Origin of the sequence: Nocardia sp. NPDC051929 (assembly GCF_044548645.1) — a bacterium.
Lineage (GTDB): Bacteria > Actinomycetota > Actinomycetes > Mycobacteriales > Mycobacteriaceae > Nocardia > Nocardia sichangensis.
In genome coordinates, this window is record NZ_JBIUCG010000026.1 from 56764 (window position 1) to 72323 (window position 15560).

15 protein-coding genes are annotated in these 15560 nt (G+C 68.3%); 7 read left to right on the forward strand and 8 right to left on the reverse strand.

All coding sequences use genetic code 11. The features are described from left to right. Positions 1-87 precede the first annotated feature (87 nt). The 5 genes from ACIHAX_RS30710 to ACIHAX_RS30730 all read right to left on the reverse strand — a co-directional run bounded on the left by ACIHAX_RS30710 (position 88) and on the right by ACIHAX_RS30730 (position 5088). On the reverse strand, positions 88-696 hold the full coding sequence (locus ACIHAX_RS30710; RefSeq protein ID WP_397281102.1) for a GTP-binding protein: 609 nt from the start codon (positions 694-696) through the stop codon (positions 88-90). Continuing rightward, a complete protein-coding gene (locus tag ACIHAX_RS30715) occupies positions 677-1057 on the reverse strand; it encodes a DUF742 domain-containing protein (RefSeq protein WP_067809767.1) in 381 nt (126 codons plus the stop codon). Before ACIHAX_RS30715 ends, ACIHAX_RS30710 begins: the two co-directional genes overlap by 20 nt. Next, complete coding sequence (locus ACIHAX_RS30720; RefSeq protein WP_364436961.1) at positions 1054-1482, reverse strand: roadblock/LC7 domain-containing protein; 429 nt, start codon at positions 1480-1482, stop codon at positions 1054-1056. The genes ACIHAX_RS30715 and ACIHAX_RS30720 overlap by 4 nt, the downstream gene beginning before the upstream one ends. 14 nt (positions 1483-1496) lie before the next feature. Then, positions 1497-3785, reverse strand: a complete 2289-nt coding sequence (locus ACIHAX_RS30725; protein WP_397281104.1) for a nitrate- and nitrite sensing domain-containing protein — start codon at positions 3783-3785, stop codon at positions 1497-1499. Positions 3786-3954: 169 nt separating this feature from the next. Beyond that, positions 3955-5088, reverse strand: coding sequence for a lactonase family protein (locus ACIHAX_RS30730; RefSeq protein WP_397281106.1), 1134 nt, complete (start codon positions 5086-5088; stop codon positions 3955-3957). A 251-nt stretch (positions 5089-5339) separates the two neighbouring features. On the opposite strand from ACIHAX_RS30730, the gene ACIHAX_RS30735 reads away from it, so the two are divergent. After that, positions 5340-6470, forward strand: a complete 1131-nt coding sequence (locus ACIHAX_RS30735) for a beta-propeller fold lactonase family protein (RefSeq protein WP_364436952.1) — start codon at positions 5340-5342, stop codon at positions 6468-6470. 68 nt (positions 6471-6538) lie between these two features. Here the strand turns inward: ACIHAX_RS30735 and ACIHAX_RS30740 are convergent, their stop codons facing one another. Continuing rightward, positions 6539-7252, reverse strand: coding sequence for a GntR family transcriptional regulator (locus ACIHAX_RS30740; protein WP_067809775.1), 714 nt, complete (start codon positions 7250-7252; stop codon positions 6539-6541). Positions 7253-7500: 248 nt separating this feature from the next. On the opposite strand from ACIHAX_RS30740, the gene ACIHAX_RS30745 reads away from it, so the two are divergent. After that, positions 7501-7701 carry a hypothetical protein gene (locus ACIHAX_RS30745; protein ID WP_067809778.1) on the forward strand — a complete coding sequence of 67 codons (201 nt, stop codon included), beginning with the start codon at positions 7501-7503 and terminating at the stop codon, positions 7699-7701. Positions 7702-7730: 29 nt separating this feature from the next. After that, entirely contained in the window at positions 7731-8042 is a 312-nt protein-coding gene (locus tag ACIHAX_RS30750; protein WP_244892134.1) for a WhiB family transcriptional regulator, read from the forward strand. A gap of 548 nt (positions 8043-8590) precedes the next feature. On the opposite strand, the gene ACIHAX_RS30755 is transcribed toward ACIHAX_RS30750, so the two are convergent. Next, entirely contained in the window at positions 8591-9967 is a 1377-nt protein-coding gene (locus tag ACIHAX_RS30755) for an aromatic acid/H+ symport family MFS transporter (protein ID WP_364436947.1), read from the reverse strand. Between the two features lie 417 nt (positions 9968-10384). Continuing rightward, positions 10385-10978: a helix-turn-helix domain-containing protein gene (locus tag ACIHAX_RS30760; protein WP_364437095.1), complete on the reverse strand. Its 594-nt coding sequence runs from the start codon at positions 10976-10978 to the stop codon at positions 10385-10387. A 93-nt stretch (positions 10979-11071) separates the two neighbouring features. Here ACIHAX_RS30760 and ACIHAX_RS30765 point away from each other — a divergent pair, with 93 nt between their 5' ends. From ACIHAX_RS30765 to ACIHAX_RS30780, 4 genes are read left to right on the forward strand one after another with little or no spacing between them, the layout of a single operon-like run. Further along, entirely contained in the window at positions 11072-11929 is an 858-nt protein-coding gene (locus ACIHAX_RS30765) for a CoA transferase (RefSeq protein WP_364436944.1), read from the forward strand. Next, on the forward strand, positions 11919-13094 hold the full coding sequence (locus tag ACIHAX_RS30770) for a thiolase family protein (protein ID WP_397281110.1): 1176 nt from the start codon (positions 11919-11921) through the stop codon (positions 13092-13094). Before ACIHAX_RS30765 ends, ACIHAX_RS30770 begins: the two co-directional genes overlap by 11 nt. Before the next feature lie 7 nt (positions 13095-13101). Beyond that, positions 13102-14769, forward strand: coding sequence for a long-chain-fatty-acid--CoA ligase (locus ACIHAX_RS30775; RefSeq protein ID WP_067809784.1), 1668 nt, complete (start codon positions 13102-13104; stop codon positions 14767-14769). Then, entirely contained in the window at positions 14766-15554 is a 789-nt protein-coding gene (locus ACIHAX_RS30780) for an enoyl-CoA hydratase/isomerase family protein (RefSeq protein WP_397281112.1), read from the forward strand. Before ACIHAX_RS30775 ends, ACIHAX_RS30780 begins: the two co-directional genes overlap by 4 nt. Positions 15555-15560 lie beyond the last annotated feature (6 nt).

Consider the following 15560-nt stretch of genomic DNA (forward strand, 5'->3'; position numbering starts at 1 on the left):
ATGTGTACTATATAAAATATTCTCACGCCAGCTTCGCGAGCCCGCCCGACCCGATGAGTGGGCTGCGACGGCCCGGTTTCTCTCGCCTCAGCCGACCGGGCTCGGCCTGCCACGCCGGGCGGCGACGATGTACTCGAACAGGCACACCAGCACGTCCTTGCACGACTGCCGGTCGCGGGCGTCGCAGAACAGCACCGGCACGTGCGGCGGCAACGACAACGCAGCGCCGATCTCCGCGGGCGCGTACCGGTCGGCCCCGTCGAAGCAGTTCACCGCCACCACGAACGGGATGCGGCGGGACTCGAAATAGTCCACGGCGGCGAAACAGTCGGCCAGCCGCCGCGTGTCGACGAGGACCACCGCGCCCAGCGCACCGCGGGAGAGTTCGGGCCACAGGAACCAGAACCGGTCCTGGCCGGGCGTGCCGAACAGGTACAGGATCACCCGGGGATCGATGGTGATGCGGCCGAAGTCCAGCGCGACCGTGGTGGTGCGCTTGCCCTCGATCCCGCGCAGGTCGTCGACCGAGGTGCTCAGCTCGGTGAGCTGTTCCTCGGTGCGCAGCGGCGTGATCTCGCTGATCGCGCCGACCAGCGTGGTCTTGCCCACCCCGAAACCGCCTGCGACGAGTACCTTCACCGCCAGTTCTTGAGTGTGGGCGACGGCGCCGTTGCCGTCAGAGTCTACGAATGCCATCCAGTACCGCCTGCAGAAGTTCGGGATCGGGGCCGACGTCGGCCTTCGGTGGCGACCGGAAGATCACATATCCGGCCGAGATGAGATCGCCGACGAGCACCTTCACCGTGATCAGCAACAGATTCATATGGGCCGCGATCTCGGCGATCGACAACGGCCGGTTGCGGCACAACCGGAAGATCTCGGCGTACTCGCGGTCGAGGCTGTTCACCTCGCCTTCGTAGCCCACCGAGATGACGAGCGTGAGGATGTCGAGATCGGCCACGTCTCGGCCGGCTCGGCCGCGGGTGAGCGCGAAGGGACGGACCAAGGGGCCGGGATCGTCCTCGTAGCCCCATTCCTCCTCGGGTTCGCCGTTCACAGCAGCGGCGTTCTCGACGTTCGCGGGGCGGCGGACAGCTGGTCGCGGACCTGGCCGACGATCACGTTCATCTCGTAGGCGATCAGTCCCAGATCGGCGTCGATATCGGCAAGCAACGCCAGACAGGCGCCGTGACCGGCCTCGGTGACGAGCAGGTAGCCGAGTTCGAGTTCGATGACGGTCTGGTGCAGGCCGCCCTTGGCGAATCGCGTGCCCACCCCGCGTGCGAGGCTGTGCAGCGCCGACGCCATGGCGGCCAGGTGCTCGACGTCCTCGCGATCGATCCCGTCCGAGCCGGCCAGCGCCAGTCCGTCCGCGGACAGCACCACCGCGCATTCCGCGCCGGAGGTGCTGTTCACCAGGTTGGTGAGCAGCCAGTCGAGGGCCCCCGCGGGCGCGTGGCGAACCATCATGTCGTCGTTCATGTGCGGACCGTTCTTCACTGGTGCGGATGGGTGGAGCGGGCGCGGCGGGTCCCGCGTTGCAGTGCGGACATGGCCGAGCGCACCGCGTCGGGCGCCCGGCCACGGATCGGCGGCGGGGGCGCGACCTGATCGATCGCGGATTCGTCCGCGTCGACGCGTAGTTCGGGTGAGAGGTGACTGAGCCGGTCGCGCCGCGGCAGCGCGGGACGAGTGTCGGCGGCGATCGGATGACCGGCCACCGATACCGGCCGATGGCCGTTGCGACCGGTGTGCACTGCGTGTGGCTCCGCGAGTTCGGCCATTGCCCGGGCGGATTCGATCGGTTCCGGCAGCGCGACCCCGGCGATGCCGTCGGGGCGCGATACCCCGAACACCCCGGGCACTCGCTGGACGGGACGCCGCGCGGCCACGGGTTCCATTGCGGCCGTGATGTTCTCGTCGCCGCGTTCGAGCATCGCCCACGGCAGCAACACGATCGCCCGCACCCCACCGTAAGCCGACTCCTGCAGTGTCACCGTGATCCGGTGCCGGTCGGCCAGCCGACTGACCACGAACAGGCCCAGGTGCCGGTGTCCGGCCAGCGCCATCTCGTGGAACTGCGGCGGCTGCTCGAGCAGGGCGTTGAACCGCGCCCGTTCCTCGAGATCGATGCCGATACCCTGATCGTCGATCTCGACGACCACGCCCTTGCCGACGGCGGCGCCGTGCACCGACACCGTGGAATCCGGCGGGGAGAAGGCGGTGGCGTTGTCGACCAGTTCAGCCAGCAGATGGATGACGTCGGCCACAGCCGTGCCGGTGACGCTCACCGCGGGCAGCCGCACCGCGTTGACCCGGGCATAGCCCTCGGTCTCCGAGACCGCACTGCGCACGATGTCCTCGAGCGCGACCGGATTGCGCCAGCGCCTGCCCGGCCTGCGGCCGCCCAGGATGAGCAGGTTCTCGGCGTTGCGACGCGCGCGGGTGGCCAGGTGGTCGAGCTGGAAGAGCAGTTCGAGATTCTCCGGATCGTCCTGGCGGGCCTCGGCGACATCGAGGATGTCGAGCTGACGACGCACCAGGGCCTGGCTGCGGAAGGCGATGTCGAGGAAGACCTTGTTGAAGCCGTCGCGGGTCCGCGCCTCCTCGGCGGCAGTGGCCATGGCGGTGCGCTGGGCCAACGAGAACGCCTCGGCCAGTTGACCGATCTCGTCGTGACCCCGGTCGGCGACCGCGGTCTCGGCCTCGACGTCGACCTGTTCGCCGTCGTGGATGCGGGCGATGATCGCGGGCAGCCGGTCCCGGGCCAGGACCAGCCCGGCGGAACGCAGGGCCTGCAACCGGCGGACCAGGCGCCGGGCCAGGACCAGCGAGACACTCAGCGCGGCCAGGGTGACGACCAGCATGATCGCGGTGGCGATGCCGAGCCGCCAGAGCATGGTGTCGGCGGCAGCGGCAGTCAGATCGACGGTGACCCGGAACTGATCGCGGACCACAGCCATCATGCGCGTCGCGACCGCCTTCTCCGCGGCGGACCACTCCTCCTCCGGTGTCGACATCTCGCCGCGTTCGGCCATCTCGTTCTCCGCGACTTCGGCCACCCGCCAGTCGGGCCCGGTGGTCATGGCGCGCAGGCTCGCCCGCACTCCCGCCGGGAGCAGCGCATCCACCGCCGTCAACTGGTCACGGTAGACGCCGATCGCCTCTCCGAGAGTGCGCCGCTCGGCCGGCGCTCGCATGCCGCGCGCCAATCCGGCGGACACCAGGCCGACCACACGGGCATGACTCTCGGCCACCTGCAACAACGCCAGCGAGTTCAGTTCGGCGTCCATCGTGGTCATGTCCGAGGACTTTTTCCGGGCGCCGTCGCGGCCCGCGCCGAGCAACGCGGCGACGAGATCGCTGTAGTAGCGGTCGATGTCGCCGGTGGCGGCGCGGCCGCTGTCCACCGACTCCCGAATCGTGGTGATCCGCCCGATCAGTTCCGCCAGCGCCTGCACAGATTCCGCGCCTGCGTCCGCATCCATGTTCTTGGCGGTGGCGGCGATGCGAGTGGTCTCCTGGATGGCGCGATCGGTGTCGTCGCGTCCGGCGCGCAACCCGGCCGCGCTCGCGGGAGACCGGTCGACGGCGGTCAGGCTGGCCAGGCGCTCGGACTGCACCGCGGTGACGAACCGCAGCAGCGGGTCGATCACCCCGCTGCGATAGTCCGCCCACTCCTTGACCTCCTGGGCACGGATCGCGACCAGGCTCACCGCGACCACACCGGTGCCGAACAGCACCATGGACGGGATGAGCGCGATGGCCAGCACGCGGGTCCGCACACTGGCACCGAAGCGCGCACGCAGACCACGGGGGCGTTCTGGCCGGTGGTCGTCCGCGCTCGGATCCGGTGTCGCCGTTGGCACTGGCGGTTCTCCTCGGTGCAGGGCGGCTCGCAGAGCCGGTCGGTGTAGATACCCGGTAGCAGGCCCGGCCCGCCCCGGTCGTTGGTTATCGGGGAGTGAGGTAAGCCGACGGGCCGTCGTGGAAGATCACGCCGGTGTCGGCAGAAGGCCTGCCGGAGGCGGTGACGCCGCCGGCGGCGTCGATGTCGTAGGTGTGCACGCGCGCACTGCCTTGCACGGTGAGCGTGTCGATCACGTACAGCTGTCGTTCGCCCGGTCCGAGCACCACGCGGCCGGGCAAGGCGCCTGCCGGAGCGGGGTAGGGCGAGCCGGGCAGCGCACGCAGCGCTCCGTCGGCGCCGATGCCGAAGCCGTCGATCTCTCCCCCACCGGAGGCGGGCAGATACATGCGTCGCGAGTCGGCGGTGATCGCGGTGCCGTGCGGGGTGCCGCCGGTCGGGTACGGCGAACCGGGCGCGGGTGAAAGCCTGCCGTCGCGGGCTATCACATAGCCGGAGACATTGTCGGTGCCTTCGTTGCTGATGTAGAGAAAGCGCCCATCCGGGGTGACGGTGGGCAACGCGGGACGTTCACCGGTGGCCAGCGGGGCACCCAGCGGGGACAGCGAGGCATCGGGCCCGATCGAGAAGGCGGCGACGGTGCCCGCGACGAAACTGCTGACGAACAGCGTGCGCGCGTCGGGAGTCAGGACCGGCAGGCTCAGCGCGCTCATCCCTTCCACCCGGGTGGGCGGCGCGCCCGTGGGTACCAGCAGTCCGTCGGCGGTGATGTCGAAGGAGCGCACCTCGTTGGCGACGCCGCCGATGGTGGCGAACAGCCGCCTGCCGTCGGGCGTGATCGTCACACCGATCACCGGTTCACCGAACGCCTTACGACTGCCCGCGATCTCGCGCAGCGATCCGTCGGCCCCCAGGTCGTAGCCGATGATCGAGCCCGACACCACGTGTCCGGTGTAGACCCGGCGACCGTCGGGGGTGATCTCGAGGGTGAGCGATCCGGTGTCACTGGCGAACGGCGCCCCCGGGACCTGGCTCAGACCACCGTCGGCCGCCACACGCAGAACGCCGATGTTCGATGATCCGGTGCCTGCGACGAGGAGGTACCTCGGCATCTCCGAGGCGGGATCCGCGTGGGCGAGAGTCGGCAGCCAGCTCAGCGCCAGGGCGGCCGAGAGCGCCAGGACGACGCGGCGCGAAGGGGTGACAGTGTCGACGAACATCTTCGGGCAGTACCTCCATGTACTTCGAGCGGACGAACATCGCTCGGCACATGCACAATATAGTATGCGTCACATCGCGGGTAGCTTCCGGACTGAATTGGACCCAGAAGTATAAAAGCCTCTGAACTGCCCCAATTCTCGGTGTGGTTCATCATGATCGATCACAGCTCAGAGCATTAGCCATATTTAATATGGGATTCTCCCTCCTGGTGTGCACTCGGCACACCAGAGCTCGACGAGGAGATCCGCCGATGCCCAGGCCGTTCCGCGGGAACCGCGGCGCCATGACAACTCTGCTCACCGTCCTGCTGTGCGCCATAGGCGCAGTGGGACCCGCCGCCCCCGCCTCGGCAGCACCCGCGCGGCCGCGGTTTCTGATCACCGCGGGCACCGCGTCGCTGGGGATCAGCGTGCTGCGGGTCGAGCGCGACACCACGCTCACCCCGGTGCCGGGCAGTCCGTTCCCGACCGGTTTCGGCGTGCTGTCGCTGGTCGCCTCGGCCGACGGTCGCACGGTGTACGTACCGCATGCCGGCGATTTCGGTGTCTCGGGCTACCGGCTCGACGACAACGGCGCCCTGACCCCCATTCCGGGCGCGGCGGTCACCGTCGGCGGGCCGCCCACTTCGGCCCGCCTCTCCCCCGACGGCACGGTCCTGTTCGTCGTCGTAGGCGGCGCGCCGGGGCATGTCGAATCGTTCACGGTCGCGCCGTCCGGCGCGCTCACCCCGACCGGCGCGTCGCGGGTCGCTGTCGAGGGACTCAGCGCGGTGGGCATGGCCGGCGTCGATCCCAGCGGCCGATTCCTGCGCGTGGCCACCTACATCGGCGACACCGTGTCCAGCTACGCCGTCGGCGCGGGCGCCACCCTGACCCCACTCGGCACACAGACGGTGCGGTTCGGCCCGGTCGCGCCGGGCTACACCCCCGACGGCCGGTTCCTGTATGTCAGCAACGAATTCGGTTTCGACGTGTCCGGATACGCGATCGCCGACGACGGCCGCCTCACCCCGACCCCTGGCTCCCCGTACCCGACCGGCGGCGTGCCGCACGGCGCCGTGGCGAGCGCGGACGGTAGCCGCATGTACGTGCCCAACGCGGTGGGCTCATCGATCGCCGGTTTCGCCGTCGGCGCCGACGGCGCCTTGACCCCGCTGCCAGGCTCGCCGTACCCGGCGCCCGCGGGCACGATGCCGGGTCAGGTCGCCCTCGATCCCGACGGGCGGCACCTCTACCTGGTGGACGTTCTCACCGCCCAGATCACCACCCGGGTGCACACGTACACGATCGGCCCCGACGGCGCCCTCACCCACACCGGTCGCGACCCGGTCGACACCGGTGTGTTCATGTCGGACGGACCGGTCGCCGTCCTGACCCGCTGACCCGCACCGACGACGAACGGCGGCGCGCACCGGGCCGGTGGGCGCCGCCGCTGCCGCATGCCGTCGGTCTAGGCGGTGTTCTTCTGCTCCTCCGACCACATGCCCTGCCGCTCCAGCATGGCGATGAGTTCGTCCGCGCCGGACATGATGTGGTCGCGCATGAGTGTGGCGGCCGTCTTCACGCGCCGCTTCTGCAGCGCCTCGAGGATGGCCGGATGGAAATGCAGGGTCTCGTTGGCGTGGCCCTCGATATTGCCGTAGAAGCGGTTCGGCAGCTGCTTGACGATCGAGCCGAGCAACATGGCCAGCCTGCGCGAATCGGCGGCCAGATTGATGGTGCGGTGGAATTCGTGGCCCAGCGCGACGATCCGCTCGGGATCGTTGTCCCCGGCCATGACGCGTTGCTGCTCGGCCACGACCTCGGCGAGGTGGTCGAGCTGACGCTGGGTGATGGATTTGGCCGCGCGCCCGGCCAATTCGCCAGCGAGGGTGGCCTGGGCCCAGAACAGATCGCGCACGTCCTGCCTGCTGAACGCCGCGACCATGAATCCGCGCCGGGGCACCAGTTCGACGAATCCCTCACCGCTGAGGAGCAACAACCCTTCGCGAACCGGGGTGTTGGAGACACCCACCGCCTCGGCGATCGGTTCGGTGCGCAGGAATTCGCCGGTGCGGACCCGACCGGAGATGATGAGTTCGCGCACGTAGGTCGCCACGTCCTCGGAAAGCTGCTGACGCTGGGAGTTCATGCGGCGAGGCAGCCCCTGCGCAGTCGATTCCATGGGGATTCGATCCTTTCCGTTCGGCCGATCTATGCATTATGCCTCACGTATTACCGAGCAGATGGCACCGGCGAACCGATGACCACACCGCACCCCGGAAGCGGCGGCGGCCGCAACGAGGCCGTTCCCGGAGCGGTCGGCGCCACCCACGACCGCAAATGATATATTATGCTTGATGTGGCCACGAACAATGGAGTTGGTGGCCCGCCCAATCGCTCTCTCGCCGACCTCGCGAAGGGTTCGCGGACATGAACGTGCTGATCGAGATGACGGCCCTGTGCCTGACCAGACCCGCGCGCGACGCCGGTGCGGAGGCCGCGGCCGCGTGGTACGCGGCCAAGGCCCGTCTGCACGACCATCTCGCCGGATCGGGCGGGCCCGACAGCGCCCTGGAACGGCAGCTCGCCGACTCCGCCCGCCGGCGAGCCCGGCAGCTGGCGGGTACCTGACACCCTGCAGAGCGCCCCAGGAGACGACAGTGCGCGAGTTCCCCCTGATCCTGCCCCCGCCGCTGGCCGAGTCCTGGGCGTGGCAGCGCCACGCCACCTGCCGCGCCTACGATGTCGACGTCTTCTACGACAACGGCAACGAACCACGCAAAGTCCTGCTGGCCAAGCAGATCTGCCAGGGCTGCCCGGTTCTGACCCATTGCCGCGACTACGCGGTCGAAGCCAACGAGCCACACGGCATCTGGGGCGGGATGACCCCACGGGAACGCAACCGCTACCGCTGGCTCAACTATCGGCCCCGCCGACCGGACCTCCCGGTCAGCGCAACGCCCGACGCCTGACCCTCGCTGCGCGGGTCACCCGCCACACCCGCCGCCGACTTTTACGGTCGCGACGCGACCCTGTTCGAGCGTTCGTCGCCGAGCTCGACGGCGACAGCGCGACCCGCGCGCGCTCGCCGGAGATGACGAGGCCGCCCGTGCGGTAGCGGTGGGCCGTCCCCCGGGCATCGGCCGCCGGTCCGATGCCCGGCTGCGTCCGCTGGCCTCACCGCGAGCGGAGCTGCTGCTGTTCACCGCACTGCGCCACACGGGTCGCGCTGCCGAGGCCAACCGACTGGAGGCGTCGATCCTCCGGCGCTGCAAGCGATCCGGTCTGGTACGGCTCCCGCTCGACGAACCCGCCGGACCCGATCGCCGAACTGACCCGCACCCCGGGCGCTCGTCCCGTCTTTTCCGCGGGGCACGCTGCGGCGACATCGCGGCCGGGCACGGTGTGCGGACCCGGCCGGTGCATCCTCTGTTGTCGGGATCCACCGGCTCGGATTGCCGTACGGTCGGGCTCATTACGGTGTCGCGATGATCGCGATCCGTTCAGGAGCCGGTGGATATCAGCGCGCCGGTTCCGTCGCTCCGTCTCGCGGCGCGATTCCGGCCTGCCCCGGAGCCGGAACCGCCGGCGCGGCTGTTGCACCGGAATCCCGGGTTCCGGCCTGCGGCACCAGCAGGACGATGACGGCGGCGAGGATCGCCGGGACCGCGAAGGCGTAGTAGTTCCACTGGGTGCTCAGCGCCGAACCGAGTATCCAGCCGCCCATCATCGGCCCCAGGATGGATCCGGTGCGCCCGAGCCCCATCGCCGCGCCGACGGCTGAGCCGCGGCATGTGGCCGGGAAGTAGGCGGCGATGTATCCGTAGGTGAGGGAGCTGCTGCCGATGGAGCCGAGGCCCGCACCGGCCACGGCCGCCATGAGCACGGCCGTGTCGGCCTTGCGGCTCAGTACCAGCAGCGAGACCGCTCCGATCAGGAAGAACGGCACCAGGATTCGCTTGGATCCGAAGCGGTCGGCAAGCAGCGAACCACCGAGCATGCCCGCCACCGCGCCGACCTGCAGCACCAGCAGGAACTGCAGCGAGGAGCCCAGCGCGTAGCCTGCCTGTCGCATCAGATGCGGCAGCCAGGTGTTGAGGCCGTAGCCGATGAGCTGGGCGCAGAAGCAGACCAGGACGAACAGCGCGAGAGCGGGCAGGTAGCGGGCGGTGAGCAGTTCCCGGAACCCCGCGGCCGGCCGCTCGGCGGGTCCGGCCGCGCGGGCGCCCAGGTCGGCCCGCGCCGCCCCCAGATCGAGGCCGTAGGCGCCGGCCAGCTCGCGAGCCTCGTCGTCGCGGCCGCGGGCAAGCAGATAGTTGACCGACTCCGGCAGCCAGAAGTACATGACCGGCAGCACGATCACGCACAGCGCGCCGACGCCGTAGAGAACGCGCCAGCCGTGGTCGGGCAGCAGCGCGATGGCGACCAGAGCGGCGACGATGCCGCCGACCGAGTAGCCGGTCAAGGTCAGGCCGTTGTAGATCTGCCTGCGGTCGCGCGGTGCGTACTCCATGGTCAGCGCGACCGCCGAGGGGACGACGCCGCCGAGCCCGATGCCGGTGATGAACCGTGCGGCGCCGAGGAATTCGGGTGAGGTGGCCAGCGCGCAGATCGCACAGCCCAGCGAGAACCACGCCACGCCGATCATCATGATCCGCCGCCGCCCGATTCGGTCGGTGAGCGGACCGGCGACCAGGAAGCCGACCATGAGGCCGAACAGCGTCCAGCTGCCGATCAGGCCGGCGGTCGCGGTCGTCATCCCCCAGCCGGGCTCCTCGAGCAGACTGGGCACGGTCGCGCCGTAGACGATCAGATCGTAGCCGTCGGCCACGATGGTCAGGAAACAGAGCAACACCACGATCAGACCACTGCGTGGGTGCCGGACAGTACGGCTCATGCCGTCCTCCTCGGGGAAATGCGCGACGTTGGTTCGGGACCACACCGCAACCGCGCAGCGACCGGAAACTCCTGATACCTCTCAGGCGGTCGTGCGATCCGGCTCACAATAACGCACAATATATGATGCTGAGTACATTCCGGGAGAATTCGCCGCCAGGCCGGGCATGACAGCGACGAAGGTGGCGCTCTCCCCGGGGACGCCAGCCTGCGCCTTATTTGCGCAGGTCAGGGTCTTTGCATCACAACGAGACGCTGAGGAACGAAGAAAACCCCAGGTGAGCAAATCCCCAGTTCGCGTGCGTTCCCATCTTCGATGTGCCCCGCCGAGGCATTGAACCTGCGTCCATACGCGCCCGCCACGATTCGGGCGAGTGAGAGGGGCAGCGCAATCATGCCCGCGCGCACAGAGCGATCTCTAACCTACAGTGACCGACAGTGTCGGTTTACCATGCGGCGAGGCGTCCTCTCGGGTGAGGTATCCCCACATTTCGTCGATCATCGGCTGTAGCAACAGCGTTCCGAACTGGCGCACCATCAGTCCGATGATCTGGGTCGATTCCGGGCGGTTCGTCGACGCGAGACCCGACTCGCGCAATTTGACCACCTCGCTGCGGCTCAGCTCGGTGAGCCGCTCGAGCAACCGGCCCGAGCCTCGTGGATCCAGCACCGTCCGCCGGATGTAGTTCACCACCGACGGGTGCGTCTCGAGCATCCGCCGCACCGATTCGTCACGGCGCGCGGCGACCTCGGCAGGTGTACCCACGTCGGGAACTGCCGCGATCGCCAGAGCGTAATAGTCGACAACCAGTTGCTCCACGGCCGCGCGCAGCCCGTCCTTGGTTTTGAAGTGGTGTTGCACCAGCCCCACCGTCACCCCGGCCGCTGTGGCGACGCCGCGCATCGAGACCCGGTCCTCACCGTGTTCGGCATACAGGTCGAGCGCGGCGTTGCGGATTCGGGCCTTCGCGGTGAGGTCCTCGTCACTGGCGCGGGGGTCGATCACGGTTATCTCCTCCTGTCGCCAGGAAGCATACACTTCACCCAAAAGACTTTACATTCACACCGGATGCCATACAGTCGTATAGCGAGAGAGGAGTTGTGTATGCCACAGCACAAGGCGCTGCACGGGGTGCGTCTGGTGTCCCTCGCCGTCAACCTGCCGGGGCCGATCGCCGCAGCGCGATTGCAGGCCATGGGCGCGACGGTCACCAAGATCGAGCCCCCGGCCGGCGACCCACTACGCACGGTCGCCCCCCGCTGGTACGACGAGCTCAGCGCCGGACAGGAAGTACTGCCGCTCGACCTCAAAGACCCCGAGGACCGAGCGGCGGCGGAGCGCGTCTTCGCGGACTCCGATCTCCTACTCACCGCGATGCGCCCGTCCGCGCTGGCCACACTCGAACTCGATGACTCGACCGCCAGACACCCCCACCTCTCCCATGTGGAGATCGTCGGTCACATCGGGACCGACGCAGAGCGGCCCGGCCACGACCTGACTTACCAGGCCGCATTCGGCACTCTCCAGCCGCCGGCGATGCCGACCGTTCCCGTTGTCGACCTGCTCGGGGCCGAGCGTGCCGTTTCGGCGGCGTTGATCGCGCTGCGACTGGCTGCCGAGTCGGGTGCGGGACACCACGAGCACGTGGTCCTGGAAAGGGCTGCCGCCGATGCGGGCGCGGCGGTGCGACATGGGCTCATGGGCGCGGGCGCGCCGCTCGGCGGGGCACACCCCGGCTACGGGATCTACGCCAGCTCCGACGGACACGTCGCCCTGGCCGCGCTGGAACCGCATTTCTGGTCGCGCGCTCGCGCGGCGTTCGGCGTGGGCGGAACCGAACACGAACTGGCCGAGGTCTTTCTGACCCGCCCCACCCGCGAGTGGGAACAGCTCGCGGCTCACCTCGACATCCCCCTGGCCGGAATCCGCCATCAAGCGCAAGGAGACAGAAATGAGCAGTAGGGAAGCCGTCATCGTCGGCGCGGTACGCACACCGGTCGGCCGCCGCGGCGGCAAGCTCAGCCGGTGGCACCCCGTGGATCTCCTGGGGCACACGCTGCGAGAGTTGGTCGCCAGGTCCGGCGTCGATCCGTCGGCAATCGAGGACGTCATCACCGGCTGCGTTTTTCAACACGACGCACAGTCGGGCAATCTCGGACGGCACGCAGTACTCGCGGCGGGGTTTCCCGAGTCCGTGCCCGCCGTGACGATCGACCGGCAATGCGGTTCTGGACAACAGGCCGTGAGCTTCGCCGCCCAGGCGGTGATGGCGGGTTCGCACGACCTGGTGATCGCATGCGGTGTCGAGTCCATGTCGCGGGTGCCGATGCCCGCATCGTTCCAACCCGGCGCCCCGTTGGGCCCGCAGTACAGCCCGCGGGAACTCGACCGCTACGAGGGCCGCCTGATGGCGCAGGGACCGTCGTCGGAACTGATGAACGAGAAGTTCGATCTCAGCCGTGAAGCGCTGGACGCGTACAGTGCCCGAAGCCACACCCGAGCGCTGGCCGCGACGGCAGCCGGGAAGTTTCGGGACCAGATGATTTCGATCGCTGCCGACCCCACCGACCCGAACGGTCCGACCATCGAGGCGGACGAAGGTATTCGGGCACACGTCGACCTCGACAAGATGGCGGGGTTGCCGCCGGTGTTCTGCGCCGACGGACGGACCACCGCCGCGAACTCGTCACAGCTGAGCGATGGAGCCGCAGCCCTGCTGATCGCCGACCGCGAGTACGCCGAGCGCCACGGTCTCACCCCGCGCGCCCGATTCCGCGCGCTCTCGGTGGCCGCGGCAGACCCCGTCCTGCAGTTCAGCGCCGTCCTCGACGCCACCCACCGAGCGCTGCACCGCAGCGGTCTGGCCGTGGCGGACATCGACCTGTTCGAAGTCAACGAGGCCTTCGCCGGTGTGCCACTGATGTTCCAGCGGGAGTTCGGAGTTCCCGACCACAAGCTCAACGTCAACGGCGGCTCGATCGCCATCGGCCACCCGCTGGGTTCGACCGGCGCCCGAATGCTCACCGACTTGCTGACCGAACTCGAACGAACAGGCAAGCAGCTCGGCCTTCAGACGATCTGCGAAGCCACCGGAACCGCGAATACCACCATCATCGAACGCATCTGAGGAAGCCATGACCTACGAGATCGTCAGCGGACTGCCATCCACGCACGGTGACCATTACCAGCTCAACACCACAACCCTCATCCGGCACGCGGCGCGCACCTATCCCGAACAGGAGATCGTGTTCCGTACCTCAGCCGGAGGGTGGGACCGATACAGCTACCTCGACGCGTACCGCCGCATCGGGCAGGCCGCAAACGTCTTGCGCAAGCTCGGTGTCGGGCCCGCGGACGTGGTCGGCATTCTCGATTGGAACAGCAAGCGGCACTTCGAGCTGTACTGGGCAATTCCTGGCCTCGCGGCCGTGATGCTGCAGATGAACCTGCGACTGGGAGCCGACGACCTCGGCTATGTCACCGCGCACAGCAACGCGTCGGTCGTCCTGGTCGACGAGAGCTTGCTCCACGTCGCCGAAGCGATCGCGGAGCACGCATCCGATGTCCGCACCTGGGTGGTGATGTCAGATCGCCCGCTCGACGAGATCTCGACGTCGCTGCCGAATGTTCGCCATTTCGAAAGCTTGATGGTCACCGCCGAATCCGACATCGAGTGGCCGATGGTCGACGAGAACTCCGCCTACAGTGCGTGTTACACGACCGGCACGACGGGCCGTCCCAAAGGGGTGTACTACTCGCATCGCGGGATCTACTTGCACAGCATGGCGATGGCCGCCAGGCTGGCATTGAGCGCCGACGACGCGGCGATGCTGATCACACCCATGTTCCATGGGCAGTCCTGGGGTCTGCCGCAAGGCGCGGTCTATGCCGCTGCCAAGGTCGTGCTCCCCGGCCGGTATGTCGCCGAAGACACCTCAGTCCTCGTCGACGCGATGATCGCTGAGCAGGTCACCGTGGCCAACGGCGCTCCGGCGATCTTCCAGCCCATGCTCGACTACATCAAGACTCTCGACACCAAGCCCGACTTCCGCCGCGCCCGGCTGCTTTCCGGGGCGACCGAGCCTGCGTTGTCGCTGATGCGTGGGTTCCACGATCTCACCGGCGCCGACATCATCCACGCCTATGGCGCTACCGAGACGACCCCGCTTGTTACCGTCAACGCGGGGACCAAACCCACGCTGGGTGACACCCTCACCGACGAGCAGAAGTGGGATCTCAAGCGCTGCCAGGGCTTGCCGGTCACCGGGATCGACGTCAGGATCGTCGACGACGAGGGCAATGACTTGCCGCACGACGGCCACTCGGCGGGCGAGATTCTGTTTCGCGGACCGTGGATCATCGAGCGCTACTTCAAGCTCGACGACGATGCCGATCGGTTCATCGACGGGTGGTGGCGAAGCGGCGACGTCGGCACCATCGACGAACGGGGCTACCTCAAACTCACCGACCGCCTCAAAGATGTCATCAAAAGCGGCGGCGAATGGATCTCCTCCATCGACATGGAAAACGCCCTGCTGGCGCATCCGAAGATCGCCGAAGCTGCCGTCATCGGTGTGCCACACCCGAAGTGGCAAGAACGCCCCGTCGCCCTTGTCGTGACCGCCGACGGGCAGGAGCTCCCCCTCGCCGAGATCCACGACCTGCTCGCGAGCGCGTTCGCGAGGTGGCAACTGCCCGACACAGTCCTCTATCTGGACAGCCTGCCCCGCACCAGCGTCGGAAAACTGGACAAGAAGACCATGCGGGCCGCGCACAGCTCCCTCTACGGAGCGTCGCGATGACCACCGCCCAGGCACCCCTGCGTTCGAGCCGCGACGGTCACGTCGTCGTTCTCGAGATCAACCGGCCCGCTGCCCGCAACAGCCTGAACGAAGCCGTGCTCACCGCGCTGAATTCCGAACTCCATGCGATACGTAACGACGACTCGGTCCGTGCCGTCATCCTCACAGGTGCGCAGGGAACGTTCTGCGCGGGTGCCGACATCACCGCCTTCGACGCCATCAGAAATGATGGCCTGCTCGGGAACCGCGCCGCCACCGGTGGCGCCATCTGGGCCGAGCTCGGCCGGTTCCCGAAACCGGTGATCGCCGCGGTCGAGGGGCTGGCTCTCGGCGGTGGGTGCGAGTTGGCGCTGGCCTGTGATTTCGTCATCGCGGGTGAGTCCGCGAAGTTCGGCGTTCCGGAAGTCAAGCTCGGCGTGATACCCGGAGGCGGCGGCACGCAGCGGCTCATCCACGCCGCGGGCAAGCCCAAGGCGATGGCGATGCTGCTCACGGGCGAGCTCCGCTCCGCCGAGTGGGCATGCCACGCGGGCATCATCGCCGAGATCGTTCCCGACGGCGACGCGCTTGCCGTCGCCACAGCGATGGCCACCCGGATCGCCGCGAATTCGCCGCTCGCTGTGGCGCTGGTCAAGGACGCCGCGGTGCAGGCCCTCGAAACCTCGTTGGCGCAAGGTCTCGAACACGAGAAGCGCAACTTCCACGTCGCCATCCATTCCGCTGACAGCCGCGAAGGACAAGCGGCATTTCTCGCCAAGCGCGCACCTGAATTCACCGGAAAGTAGATCCGC

Coding starts and splice junctions, on each gene's coding strand:
- ACIHAX_RS30735 (WP_364436952.1), top strand. CDS start 5,340: ATGCCCAGGCCGTTCCGCGGGAACCGCGGCGCCATGACAACTCTGCTC.
- ACIHAX_RS30740 (WP_067809775.1), bottom strand. CDS start 7,252: ATGGAATCGACTGCGCAGGGGCTGCCTCGCCGCATGAACTCCCAGCGT.
- ACIHAX_RS30780 (WP_397281112.1), top strand. CDS start 14,766: ATGACCACCGCCCAGGCACCCCTGCGTTCGAGCCGCGACGGTCACGTC.
- ACIHAX_RS30765 (WP_364436944.1), top strand. CDS start 11,072: ATGCCACAGCACAAGGCGCTGCACGGGGTGCGTCTGGTGTCCCTCGCC.
- ACIHAX_RS30745 (WP_067809778.1), top strand. CDS start 7,501: ATGAACGTGCTGATCGAGATGACGGCCCTGTGCCTGACCAGACCCGCG.
- ACIHAX_RS30710 (WP_397281102.1), bottom strand. CDS start 696: ATGGCATTCGTAGACTCTGACGGCAACGGCGCCGTCGCCCACACTCAA.
- ACIHAX_RS30730 (WP_397281106.1), bottom strand. CDS start 5,088: ATGTTCGTCGACACTGTCACCCCTTCGCGCCGCGTCGTCCTGGCGCTC.
- ACIHAX_RS30720 (WP_364436961.1), bottom strand. CDS start 1,482: ATGAACGACGACATGATGGTTCGCCACGCGCCCGCGGGGGCCCTCGAC.
- ACIHAX_RS30770 (WP_397281110.1), top strand. CDS start 11,919: ATGAGCAGTAGGGAAGCCGTCATCGTCGGCGCGGTACGCACACCGGTC.
- ACIHAX_RS30775 (WP_067809784.1), top strand. CDS start 13,102: ATGACCTACGAGATCGTCAGCGGACTGCCATCCACGCACGGTGACCAT.
- ACIHAX_RS30755 (WP_364436947.1), bottom strand. CDS start 9,967: ATGAGCCGTACTGTCCGGCACCCACGCAGTGGTCTGATCGTGGTGTTG.